This window comes from Rhizobium hidalgonense (assembly GCF_005862185.2).
Lineage (GTDB): Bacteria > Pseudomonadota > Alphaproteobacteria > Rhizobiales > Rhizobiaceae > Rhizobium > Rhizobium hidalgonense.
The window spans coordinates 2915851-2927905 of record NZ_CP054027.1 but is presented as its reverse complement, the minus strand read 5'-3'; the positions used below and the strand labels follow the sequence as shown (position 1 = coordinate 2927905).

The window sequence follows — 12055 nt, the reverse complement described above, 5'->3', positions numbered from 1 at the left end:
CTAGAGAGAACGACAGAAAGAATTGCGCCGTCGCGGCGTCTTGAAGGAATAAGACTGCGTGTCCGAAAAAGTCGATACCAAGCCGAACGCCCTGTGGGAAAATATCAAAGTCATCATCCAGGCGCTGATTTTGGCGATGGTGATCCGAACCGTGCTGTTCCAGCCCTTTACGATTCCGTCCGGTTCGATGATGCCGACGCTGCTCGTCGGCGACTACATCTTCGTCAATAAGTTCGCTTACGGCTATTCGAAATATTCGTTGCCCTTCTCGCCCGACATCTTCAGCGGCCGCCTGTTCGGCGCCGATCCGAAGCGCGGTGACATCGTTGTCTTCCGCTTCCCGCCGAATCCCGAGGTCGATTACATCAAGCGCTGCATCGGCCTGCCGGGCGATCATATCCAGGTGACCGACGGCGTGCTCTACGTCAATGGAAAGCCGGTTCCGAAGGTGGCCGATGGTACCTTTACGTCGGACTACAAGCTTGATCCGGGCGCCGATGTGCCGGTCTTCCGCGAAACGCTCGATAGTGGCAAGACCTACGACACGCTCGATCAGTCTCCTGTGTCGCGCGGCGATAACACCCGTGAATTCATCGTGCCGGAAGGCCATTATTTCATGATGGGCGACAATCGCGACAACTCGCTCGACAGCCGCTTCGACGTGGGCTTCGTGCCCGCGGAAAATCTTGTCGGCCGCGCCAGCGTCATCTTCTTCTCGCTCGGCAACGACACCTCCTTCCGCGAAATTTGGAAGTGGCCGACGAACATGCGCTGGGACCGCCTCTTCAAGGTTGTTGAATGAGCAAGGCTCAGACGCTTTCTGCGGCGGACCGCGCAAAGCTTGAAGGCCTGATCGGTCACGACTTCGCCGAAAAGGAACGCCTCGACCGGGCGCTGACCCATGCCAGCGCCCGCACTGAGAAGGTCGGCAATTACGAACGGCTGGAATTCCTCGGCGACAGGGTTCTCGGCCTCTGCATCGCCGAACTCCTGTTCAGTACCTTCGGCACGGCGGGGGAAGGCGAGCTCTCGGTTCGCCTCAACCAGTTGGTCAGCGCTGAAACCTGCGCTGCGGTCGCCGACGAACTCAACCTTCACCTCTATATCCGCACCGGCGCCGATGTGAAGAAATTGACCGGCAAGCGGATGATGAACGTGCGCGCCGATGTCGTCGAAAGCCTGATCGCCGCGATCTATCTCGATGGCGGCCTCGAAGTTGCCCGCCGCTTTATCCTGCGCTACTGGCAGGGCAGGGCGGTCAGGGCCGATGGTGCCAAGCGCGACGCCAAGACCGAGCTGCAGGAATGGTCGCACGCGAAATTCGGCGTCACGCCCAATTACCGGGTTGATGAACGCAGCGGACCGGATCATGATCCGCGTTTCAAGGTGACGGTGGAAGTTGCTGGCATAAAGCCGGAAACCGGCGTAGAGCGGTCGAAGCGCGCCGCCGAACAGGTTGCGGCGACGAAGATGCTTGAGCGCGAAGGCATTTGGCAGCAATCGCCTGCCGGAAACTGACGGGACAATGACACAAGAAGAAGATATCGCGGCCGAAGCTGCCGTAGAAACCAGTGGTCCGACGCATTCGGGCTTCGTCGCGCTGATCGGGCCGACCAATGCCGGCAAATCGACGCTGGTCAACCGCCTCGTCGGCGCCAAGGTTTCGATCGTCAGCCATAAGGTCCAGACGACACGCGCGATCGTCCGCGGCATTGCCATCCACGACAACGCCCAGATCGTCTTCATGGATACGCCTGGTATCTTCAAGCCGCGCCGCCGGCTCGACCGCGCCATGGTGACCTCGGCCTGGGGCGGCGCGCGGGATGCCGACCTGATCGTGCTGCTGATCGACAGCGAACGCGGCCTGCGCGGCGATGCCGAAGCCATCCTTGAGGGCCTGAAGGAAGTCCGGCAGCCGAAGATCCTGCTGCTCAACAAGATCGACCGTGTCAACCGCGAGGATCTGCTGGCCCTGGCGGCCGCGGCCAATGAGAAGATCGCCTTCGAACGCACGTTCATGATCTCGGCCGAAAATGGCTCGGGCTGCGATGACCTCATGGACTATCTGGCGAAAACGCTTCCCGAGGGGCCGTGGTACTATCCGGAAGACCAGATCTCCGATCTGCCGATGCGCCAGCTCGCCGCCGAGATCACGCGCGAGAAACTGTTTCTGCGCCTGCATCAGGAGCTTCCCTACGCCTCGCATGTCGAAACGGAGAAGTGGGAGGAACGCAAGGACGGCTCGGTGCGGATCGAGCAGGTGATCTATCTCGAGCGCGACAGCCAGAAGAAGATTGCGCTCGGCAAGGGTGGTGAGACCATCAAGGCGATCTCGACTGCGTCACGTAAGGAATTGTCAGAAATTCTCGAGCAGCCGGTCCATCTCTTCCTATTCGTCAAGGTTCGCGAGAATTGGGGTGACGATCCCGAGCGGTTCCGCGAAATGGGCCTCGATTTTCCGAAATAAGCATGGCAAGGATTTCGTCGGCCGGCCGTCAGCTCCTTGTTTCCGCATAAAAAATCCGCTTCGAACACGGAACAATTCGGTGGCTTGTGCATTCCTGGGTGAACGGCGCGCCATGGACGGCGCGCCGGTTTTGCGACGGCAAGGGCGGGTATGGTGACGTCGAGATCGATCAATTCTTTCAAGACCCCTTGCCAGCAATGTCCTTTGCGGCCCCTGCCGCATTTCAGGGAATTCAGCCGCGACGAGCTGGAATTCGTCTCGACCTTCAAGAGGGGTGAGCTTGCCGTCGATGCCGGTTCCACCATCCTCGTCGAGGGCGCCCATAGCGCTCATCTTTTCACGGTACTTTCCGGTTGGGGCTTTCGCTACAAGATGCTGGAGGATGGCCGCCGCCAGATTCTGAATTATATTATGCCGGGCGACCTGATCGGCCTGCAGGGAACGATCGCCGGCGAGATGCAGCATTCCGTCGAAGCGCTGTCAGCGGTTTCCCTCTGCGTCTTCGAGCGCGACAGGCTGATGACGCTTTATAACAAACACCCGTCGCTCGCCTTCGACATCACATGGATCGCTGCGCGCGAGGAGCGCATTCTGGATGAGCATCTCTTGAGCATCGGCCGGCGCACGGCGCTGGAGAGAGCGGCCTACCTGCTGGCTTTCCTCTTCGAGCGCGGCAGGCAGCTTGGTCTCTTCAACGGCCGAAAATTCATCCCGATCACCCAGCAGCACATTGCCGACACGCTCGGCCTTTCCATCGTCCATACCAACAAGACGTTAAAAAAGCTCGGGGAACGTGGATTGATCCGCTGGCAGGAGCGCGGCTGTGAGGTGCTGAACGGCGAGGAATTGCTGGCCATATCAGGCTGGGAAGGGCTCGGAGAGGGCAAACGCCCGTTCATCTAGCTGGGTCCTATGTCTTTTTTAAATGCGCATTAGCATTTGGGAAAATAAGCTCGGCCGTTATCTTTCCTCGATTTGATTCTTATCGGCCGGGCAAAATGGTTTATTCAGAAATGGTGGCGGAATTCACCGGTAGCGTGCCATACGGGGCACCGGAGGGCATTGATGTTGGCGAAAAGGCCGGGGCGCCGCGGCAGCCGCCCGACGGAGTGCCTGGAATCATGAGCGCAATTCGTGTTCTGGTTCTTGAAGACAGTCTGATCATCGCGATGGAGGCGGAGGATATGCTGCGCTCGGCCGGCGTCGAGAATATCGATATCGTCGGGGGTGTGGAGCAGGCGAGGGCTGCCATCGCTGCGGAGACATATGATTTCGCCCTTCTCGACGTCAATCTTGGCGAAGGCATGAGCTTCGGATTTGCTCGTCATCTTCTCGATCTCGGTATTTCCTTCGGTTTCGTCAGCGGCTATTCCGATACCGGCGATTTCCCGCCCGATCTGCAGCATATTCCGCTCCTGGTGAAGCCTTTCGACGAGACGGCGATGCGTGAGTTCCTGCTGAGGCTTTTCCCGGCCGTCGCCTGATGCGGTCCATGACGGCAGACCTTTCCGATTTTCGGGGATATACGCTAGAATGGATTCGTCAGCCGTAAGGACTTCTTTCGATGCAGTGGCAGGACCATGCGATCATCCTGGGCGTCAAGCGCCACGGTGAGACGAGTGTCATCGCTGAGGTGATGACGCGTGATCGCGGCCGCCATCTCGGCCTGGTGCGCTCTGGCCGTTCGCGCGCCATGCAGCCGGTGCTGCAGGCCGGCAATGCCGTGGAGGTCCTCTGGCGTGCCAGGTTGGACGAACATCTCGGCGAATTTCGCGTCGAACCGGTGACGCTACGCGCCGCCCGCCTGATGGAAACGGCGACCGCCGTTTACGGCGTCCAGGCGATGGGCGCTTTGCTGCGGCTGCTGCCGGAGCGAGATCCGCACCCCCACCTCTTCGATGCGCTGGAGGTCATCCTTGATCACCTGCACAACCCGGCCGATGCCGGCGAACTCTTCGTGCGTTTCGAACTTGCGGTGCTGAATGATCTCGGCTTCGGCCTCGATCTGGCCGAATGCGCCGCGACCGGCGGCCGTTCCGATCTCGTCTATGTCTCGCCGAAATCCGGCCGCGCCGTCAGCCGCAGCGCCGGCGCCCCCTGGGCGAACAAGCTGCTGCTCCTGCCGCCGTTTCTCGGTGCCGAAGGCAACCATGCGGCCGACTTCGATAGTCTCGCGGCGGCTTTCCGTTTGACGGGTTTTTTTCTGCATCGCCACGTCTATGAACCGCGCGGAATCGAAGCCGTGGCAGCCCGCGACGGTTTCGTCCAGGCGGCGCTTAAGGCGCTCAATCCGGCCTTGCCGGCGCTTTCGGGTCCGAATGGTATTTCCGCCTGAACACAGGTTTTTTACCAGTGCAAAACATCCTCCGAATTTGGCGGTTTACCCGTATGGAGGCCCTTCCTATGTCTTGGAGGACTGCCAGCCAAGGAGGATCTCATGCTGACCAAGACCGCCACCCCGACGACGATCACGCTCTGGAACGGCCGCGAAATTCCGCGTCTCGGCATGGGATGCTGGGCGATCGGCGGACCCTTCTTTGCGGGCGAGACGCCGCTCGGCTGGGGCGAAGTCGATGACGATGAATCCGTCGAAGCGATCGGCCGCGCCATCGAACTCGGCATCCGCTTCTTCGATACGGCCTCGAATTACGGCGCCGGCCATTCCGAGGAGGTACTTGGGCGGGCGATCGGCAATCGCGACGATATCATCGTCGCCACCAAATTCGGCTTCGCCACCGACCCGGACACCAAGCAGGCAACTGGCGCCTTCGCCGATGAAGCCTTCGTCCGCCGTTCGGTCGAGACCTCGCTGCGCCGACTAAAGCGTGACCGTCTCGATCTCCTGCAGTTCCACATCAATGATTTTCCGTTGGAACAGTCGGATACCGTCTTCGATGTACTGGAGGCGCTGCGCGCCGAAGGAAAGATCGATGCGTTCGGCTGGAGCACCGATTCTCCCGATCGCGCCGCCCGCCATACCGGCCGCCAGGGCTATGTCTCCGTTCAGCATACGATGAACGTCTTCGAGCCGGTGCCGGAAATGATTGCGGTGATCGAAAGACAGGGGCTGATCTCCATCAATCGCGGTCCGCTGGCCATGGGGCTTCTGACCGGCAAGTTCACCGCCGACAAGGCGGTGGGCGCCAAGGATGTACGCGGTGCTGCCCTCGATTGGATGGTCTATTTTAAGGACGGGCGCATGGCCCCGGAATTCGCCGCAAGGCTCGACGCCGTCCGCGATCTCCTGACCTCGGGCGGCCGCACGCTGACGCAAGGCGCACTTGCCTGGCTCTGGGCAAAGTCGCCGCGCACCTTGCCCATTCCGGGCTTCCGCACCGTCGCCCAGGTGGAGGAAAATGCAGGCGCGCTGGAAAAGGGACCGCTGCCAACCGATGTCATGGCCGGGATCGACGCCGCACTCGCGCGCGCGTGAAGATCGGTGACACTCGCCCACGCTCCCTTATTCCTGTGCTCGTCACAGGAATAAGGGAGAACGTTGCAGCGCGTGCGGAAGAAAGCAGCCTGCGCATTTCGACTCGACCTATCGCCGTGCACGAACCTTCAACGCCCAGCCCTCTGGCCTCTCTTCGACGACGCGGACGGTGTCGCCGATCGTAATCCTGCCGTTGCCGCGTGGTGTGACGTTCCAGCCGAAAAGCGGGCCGGGCACGCGCCGGTCGGCCGACATGCGGATGCGGCCCATGGCCGGCATCGGGTTCGGCACCTCACGTGAACCGGTCAGCTGGTCCTGCGTCGTCATGATGCAGCGCGAGCAGGGTTTGACGAGATCGAAGCGGATGCCGGATATTTCGATCGCCGCCCAGCGGTCCTCCGGCCAGGCCTCATCGATATCGATGACGATATTCGGCCGGAATCGTTCCATGCCGACGCTGCCTTCGCCATGGGCGGCAAGATCAACGTTCAGCGCCTTCAGCGAGCCGGTCGTCGTTACCAGGATCTGGTAGCCGTCGGTAAAGGTGACCGGCGTGCCTTCGCCGGCCCATTCGGCATTCGCCGTCCGCTGCGCCTGCCCATCGAAGAAGACCAGGCGCACCTCGCGGCCGAGCCATTCGGAAAGCTGCCGGTTGCTCTCGGGATCGGCGACGGCGGCGCTGACCGTCGATTTCCACACGGTCACATCCATGCGGCTGTCAGGCCGCGGTGGCGGCACCGATATCTCCTGTTTTCCCTCCATCAGCATCCGAAATGCGCCCGGTTCCGGGCGCAGCTCGATGCGCGCGAGATCCGGCGATTCGCGCTGGGTGATGAAATGGCCCTTGGGATCGGTGATCATCGCCCGCCGGTCGCCGGGAAGCCCGTAGGCGTCGATGTCGGCCGAAGGCAGTGCAATACCGCGGGCGCTCTTGAGCGGGTAAATAAAGAGGTCGCTGATACGCATACCCGTTCTCCTGGTTTCGTCCCCTGTTGCATGTCGCCCGGAAGTGTGCAGCGGTTCCGGGATAACGACATGCATAAAAACAAAGAGCTAAAGCGCGTCACGTGAGGCAAATTTAATGCGACGCGCTTTAGATTTCGCCCATGAAGTCCGAGAGGAAATCGCGCAGGCTCTTGTCCCGCGCGGCTGCCAGCCTGCGGCCGGTCTCGGTCTGGAATCCGTCCGCCAGTTTGAACAGCTTCGTCTGGAAATGGTCAATAGCGTAACGCTTGTCATCGAGCGGACGGTTTTCTGCCGCCGGGTCGAAAGGATCATAGAGGCCAGAGCCCAGTCGGCCAGCGATATAGAAGCAGCGGGCGGCGCCGACCATGCCGATTGCGTCCAGCCGGTCGGCGTCCTGCAGGATCTTCGCCTCCAGCGTTTGCGGCGCAACCCCGGCCGAGAAACTATGCGCGGTGACGGCGTGAGCCACATCTTCGATATCCGCCGCTCTCCAGCCGAGTTCTGCCAGGATTGCCGATGCTTTTTCCGCCGCCAGAGCCGATGCTTTTGCCCGCAGCGGCGAATTCTTCTCGACGGCGACGCAGTCGTGCAGCATTACGGAAGCGGCAAGAACTCGCCCGTCGCCGCCTTCTTCAGCGTGGATGCGCATGGCGTTGCGGAAGACGCGCAGGATATGGGCAAGATCGTGCGAGCCGTCGTCGCCATCGGCCGCGTGTGCAATCAGCGCCGCTGCGAGCGTTTCATGAGGGGAGAAGGCTTGGGCTTCGAACATTGCGCCACCTTAAGGACGGGGGATCGTTTTCCGTCGACAGAGCATCGGAGCGGAAGCGGATATGGATCTCGGTCAAAGCACGCGACAACGAAGGCTCGGGGACCGTTGCCGGATTTTGTAGCGGCTTGCCGTGCGAGTCGCAATTGAGGCTGGCTCAGCGTCTGGCTTCGCGAGAATGCAGCTCGCCGCCGTTCCGCAATAGGGAGAGAAGGTTAGGCACGTCAGGCGCCGGTCTCGGCGGACTGATGTGATAACCCTGGATCTCGTCGCATTCCTCGCGTTCGAGCAGCGCCAACTGCGCGGCCGTCTCGACGCCTTCGACAGTGACGCGCATGCCGAGCGCATCGCCAAGCAGGATGATCGCGTGCATGATCGCATGCGCCTCCTTGTTTTCGACGATGTCGTAGACGAAGGATTTGTCGATCTTGATCTTGTCGAAGGGGAAACTCGAGAGATAGCTCAGTGAGGAATAGCCGGTGCCGAAATCGTCCATCGAGATGCGGATGCCGCGCTCCTTAAGCGCATGCAGGATCGGCAGCACCTCGCTGAGATTTTCCATCAGCACGCTCTCGGTAATTTCAAGCTCGAGCCGCGACGGCGACAGCGCCGCGGCGGCAAGCGCCTCGCTGACATCCTGCGTGAGGTCGCTGCTGCTGAACTGGATCGCCGAAACGTTGACGGCGACCTTGATGCCCTCCGGCCATTGCGCCGCATCGCTGCAGGCCCGGCGCAAAACCCAGCGGCCGATATCGACGATGAGGCCGACTTCTTCGGCGAGCGGAATGAAATCCATCGGCGCAACGCGGCCGCGGATCGGATGGTTCCAGCGGATCAGAGCCTCGAAGCCGCAGATGCGGTGCTGCGAAAGGTCATAGAGTGGCTGGTAATGCAGCTCGAATTCCTCTCTCTCAACGGCTGCCCTGAGGTCTGCCTCGAGGGCATGGCGCAGCTGCATCTGCGCTTCCATCTCGCCGGCGAAGAAGCGCTCGCGCTTACGCCCGTCCGCCTTGGCGTGCGACAGTGCCACAGCGGCATTCTTCAGCAGGATATCGGTTTCCTTACCATCATCAGGGGCAATTGCGATCCCCATCGAGACGCTGAGCTCCACCTGTTTTTCCCCGTGCAGGATGGGCTGGGAGAGCTCACGGCGGATCTGCTCGGCCAGCACCGTCACGTTCCGTGGTTGCTGTCTGCCTGTCTGCAGGATGGCGAATTCATCCGAGCCGAGACGCGCCAGGGTGTTTTCCGAACCGGCCGAGGCTCGGATGCGCTCGGCGACCTGCTGCAGGATCTTGTCGCCGACTGACACGCCCATCGTGTTGTTGATCAATTTGAACCGGTCGAGATTGAGGTGAACAAGCGCGATCTGCTCGTTCGGCTTGCGCTGTGCGAGCGCCGCATCGACCTGCTCGCGGAAATGGATGCGGTTCGGGAGGCCGGTCAGCGGGTCGTGGTGTGCGAGATAGGTGATGCGCTCGGCCGCCTCCCGATCCTCGGTAATATCGGCATGAATGGCGATGCTGCTGCCGTCGGCAAGGATGGTCACCATGCTCTGGACGATGCGGCCGTCGTCCATCAGCCATTCGCGCCGCCGGATATTGCTGCTTGTTGCGGTCGCAGAGGAGTGCCGCCCGGCCCGGCGGGCAGCTTTGGCGCCGGCCCCCTCTGCGCCGCGCATTTTGTCGATGAGATCGGCAATGGTCGCGCCGGCGGTGACATCGTCCTGCGTCAGGCCGAAGAGCTGACCGAAGCGAATGTTGGAAAGCGTCAGCCGCTGGTCTGCATCGAAGACGCTGAGTCCGAGTGGCAGGTTGTTGAAGATGATTTCGAAGAGTCTCTGCTGTCCGTCGAATGCCTGACTGAGGGCTGACATATTTCCGCGCAGCCGGTGGTTCTCCCGCAGCAGCGTTTCAGCACATCTTTCGATCTCGTCATAATCGCTTTCATGGACGCGATAGGTCGCAATAACAAGCTCCATAAGACGCTGCGCATCGACCGATCCATCGGCCGTAACCGCCTGGCTGCATTGCTGCCAGAAGAGCGCTTCAGCTTTCATGTGGGAGCCCCTGCGGGGCGGCTCCGACCATGGTCTCCGTCCGTTGATGGACGTACCTCATCGCATTGAAGTACTCCCTAAAGTGCCCATCAAATTGATTTTTCATAATTTAAACGTCCAGGTGGTGTCTTATTCCGCTCATTCTGGCTGGGTTGGATTAATATTCGGTTGCAGTGCAGCAGCGGCAACACCTCGTTAGCCGTTTGTTTTATATGTGAAAAATCGCTGAAATGCCGCAAGCCTCTTCGCCTGTTTCAGGCGGGTGTTCTGCCTCAGGCCATTCCGTTAACGGTTGTCAATCATCGTTAATGAGAAGTTAACAACTTATTGACGCACCGCGCAAATCAGTTTAACCAGCGAGTCAATCAGTGATTTTCCACGTTCGTATTGCGTACAAACACCACCGACAAAAGGCGGTGAATGGAGGTTTGTATGGCCAGCACCACATCCGTTTCCGACACTTCATATGCCTATCTGGCGACACTCTCGCGGCTTGATGCCAATGGCGATGGTGTCCTCAGCCGCGGCGAACGTGCCGCCGATAAGAGGCCCGGCATCATCAAGGAACTGCTGGAAGAGGACGCCACCAGCGAGACGCAGCCGAAATTTTCCGGCAGCCTGATTGCGCTGATGATGGACTCGCGTGACAGCGATACTGCAAGCAAAATCGCCGTTCCCTATCCGTTGCAGCAGATGGCGCCGATATCAGGCGATCAACCGAACGATCTCTATCGCAACACTTACGGCCAGTTCGACTTCAACGCCGTCGCCTGAACCATTCTCGAATAGGGTCATCTGCAAGCCGGCCGTTTGGCCGGCTTTGTCGTGTAAGCGTCCTTGATCAGGAACACCTTCCCGGTTGATACGTTCAGAAGGACAACCGCACGGAAGGAGACCTCCATGAAAGCCATGTGCACCATCGCCGCCCTGAGCCTGCTTGCCGTTGTATTGCCGGCAGGTGCTCAGGACAAGCAGACGGCGGTCGCCAATTTCGTCGGCAAGGACGGCAAGGAAGACGGCCGCGCGCAGCTGACGGCTGCCGCCAGCGGCGGTGTCCTGATCGAGGTCGAAATATCGGGGCTGCCGGCAAACAAATGGGTCGCCTTCCATGTTCATGAGACCGGCCGCTGCGACGCCGCAACCCACCACGAGTCGGCCGGCGGTCACTTCAATCCTGAGAAGGCCGAGCACGGCATCCTGGCGGCCAAGGGTCCACACGCCGGCGATCTGCCCAATCAATATGTCGGGCAGGACGGCATTCTCAGGGCGCAGGTCTTCGACAGCATGGTCACGCTCGACGGCAAGACCGACGGCATTCGCGGCCGCGCATTGATGGTGCACGCCAATTCGGATGATTATCGCAGCCAGCCTTCGGGTGATGCCGGGGAAAGACTGTCCTGCGGCGTCATTCAATAGCCTGCTGCATATCCCTGGACCAATATCTCACTGCCGCGTCGGTGCCGGCTTCTCCGCCGCCGCCCGGCCGTTGGACGTTTTTGCCGACGCGGCGTTCGGCGCATCCGGCACCGCGGCCGGATTGTTCTCGTCGAAGGCGAGTTTTACGCGCTTTGCCATGTCACGGCTAACCGTCCACCAGTCACCGGTCTTCGCCCAGTAGCGCAGCGTCACGAAGGTGGCGCCGTCGCCGGGACTATCGATGAAGACGCTGGGTTCCGGTGACGTCAGTACCCGGGAGTCGGCTTTGGCAAGGCCCATCAATGTTTCCATCGACCGATCGATGTCGTCCTCTACCTTGATCTTCAACTCGTTCCGCCGCGTCGCCTCGCGGCTGAAATTGGTAATCGGCGTATTCCAGAGCGTCGAATTCGGCGCCAACCGGTAGAGCCCGTCGGCGGTCCTGAGTTCGGTCGCAAACAGCCCGATTTCGCGCACCGTGCCGGCCACGCTGCTGGTCTCGATATATTCCCCGACCCGGAATGGCCTGAGTATCAGCAGCATGATGCCGGCGGCGATATTCTGCAGCGTTCCTTGCAGCGCCAGCCCAATCGCCAGGCCGGCTGCGCCGAGGGCCGCGATGATTGAGGCGGTCTGGACGCCGAACTGACCGAGCACGGTGATGAATACCAGGATGAGCAGCGCATAACGCAGCACATTGGTGAAGAATCGCGCCAGCGTCTCGTCGATGCCATGGACGCGTGACAGGCCTTCATAGGCCCAGCGGCTGGCAAAACCGGCGAGCGCCCAGCCGAGAACGAGCAGGATCACCGCCCCGAGCACGGAGAAGGAATATTGCACCGCCAGCGCGCTCGCCTGGCTGAGCGCCGTTTGCGTGGCGAGAAGGACGTCGGCTGCCTGTTGTTGCATGATCTGGCCCTGTCGGTTGTGCGTGGTCGGGGCCTA

At 60.8% G+C, this 12055-nt stretch carries 13 protein-coding genes; 9 read left to right on the top strand and 4 right to left on the bottom strand.

Translation table 11 applies throughout. From position 1 onward, the window contains the following. The first annotated feature begins 58 nt into the window (after window positions 1-58). From lepB to FFM81_RS14105, 7 genes are all read left to right on the top strand, one after another. Complete coding sequence (gene lepB, locus FFM81_RS14135) at window positions 59-802, top strand: signal peptidase I (protein WP_003574251.1); 744 nt, start codon at window positions 59-61, stop codon at window positions 800-802. Next, window positions 799-1518 carry a ribonuclease III gene (gene rnc / locus FFM81_RS14130; protein WP_003574249.1) on the top strand — a complete coding sequence of 240 codons (720 nt, stop codon included), beginning with the start codon at window positions 799-801 and terminating at the stop codon, window positions 1516-1518. The genes lepB and rnc overlap by 4 nt, the downstream gene beginning before the upstream one ends. 7 nt (window positions 1519-1525) lie before the next feature. Beyond that, entirely contained in the window at window positions 1526-2467 is a 942-nt protein-coding gene (era, locus tag FFM81_RS14125; protein WP_003574248.1) for a GTPase Era, read from the top strand. A 150-nt stretch (window positions 2468-2617) separates the two neighbouring features. Further along, a complete protein-coding gene (locus FFM81_RS14120; protein ID WP_003574247.1) occupies window positions 2618-3370 on the top strand; it encodes a Crp/Fnr family transcriptional regulator in 753 nt (250 codons plus the stop codon). Between the two features lie 95 nt (window positions 3371-3465). Beyond that, window positions 3466-3951 carry a response regulator gene (locus tag FFM81_RS14115; RefSeq protein ID WP_138384811.1) on the top strand — a complete coding sequence of 162 codons (486 nt, stop codon included), beginning with the start codon at window positions 3466-3468 and terminating at the stop codon, window positions 3949-3951. 80 nt (window positions 3952-4031) lie between these two features. Beyond that, window positions 4032-4802, top strand: a complete 771-nt coding sequence (gene recO, locus FFM81_RS14110; protein WP_003574244.1) for a DNA repair protein RecO — start codon at window positions 4032-4034, stop codon at window positions 4800-4802. Window positions 4803-4904: 102 nt separating this feature from the next. Continuing rightward, window positions 4905-5900, top strand: a complete 996-nt coding sequence (locus tag FFM81_RS14105) for an aldo/keto reductase (RefSeq protein ID WP_025415775.1) — start codon at window positions 4905-4907, stop codon at window positions 5898-5900. 108 nt (window positions 5901-6008) lie between these two features. Here the strand turns inward: FFM81_RS14105 and FFM81_RS14100 are convergent, their stop codons facing one another. From FFM81_RS14100 to FFM81_RS14090, 3 genes are all read right to left on the bottom strand, one after another. Then, window positions 6009-6866, bottom strand: coding sequence for an MOSC domain-containing protein (locus FFM81_RS14100; protein WP_128397850.1), 858 nt, complete (start codon window positions 6864-6866; stop codon window positions 6009-6011). A gap of 127 nt (window positions 6867-6993) precedes the next feature. Next, a complete protein-coding gene (locus FFM81_RS14095; RefSeq protein ID WP_003574240.1) occupies window positions 6994-7638 on the bottom strand; it encodes an HD domain-containing protein in 645 nt (214 codons plus the stop codon). A 154-nt stretch (window positions 7639-7792) separates the two neighbouring features. After that, complete coding sequence (locus FFM81_RS14090; protein ID WP_138384812.1) at window positions 7793-9694, bottom strand: putative bifunctional diguanylate cyclase/phosphodiesterase; 1902 nt, start codon at window positions 9692-9694, stop codon at window positions 7793-7795. Window positions 9695-10126: 432 nt separating this feature from the next. On the opposite strand from FFM81_RS14090, the gene FFM81_RS14085 reads away from it, so the two are divergent. Together FFM81_RS14085 and FFM81_RS14080 are read left to right on the top strand one after the other, a co-directional pair. Further along, window positions 10127-10468 carry a hypothetical protein gene (locus tag FFM81_RS14085; protein WP_138384813.1) on the top strand — a complete coding sequence of 114 codons (342 nt, stop codon included), beginning with the start codon at window positions 10127-10129 and terminating at the stop codon, window positions 10466-10468. A 126-nt stretch (window positions 10469-10594) separates the two neighbouring features. Continuing rightward, on the top strand, window positions 10595-11110 hold the full coding sequence (locus tag FFM81_RS14080; protein WP_003574235.1) for a superoxide dismutase family protein: 516 nt from the start codon (window positions 10595-10597) through the stop codon (window positions 11108-11110). A 27-nt stretch (window positions 11111-11137) separates the two neighbouring features. Here FFM81_RS14080 and FFM81_RS14075 read toward each other — a convergent pair whose 3' ends face one another. Beyond that, on the bottom strand, window positions 11138-12019 hold the full coding sequence (locus FFM81_RS14075; protein WP_003574233.1) for a mechanosensitive ion channel family protein: 882 nt from the start codon (window positions 12017-12019) through the stop codon (window positions 11138-11140). Window positions 12020-12055: the final 36 nt, after the last annotated feature.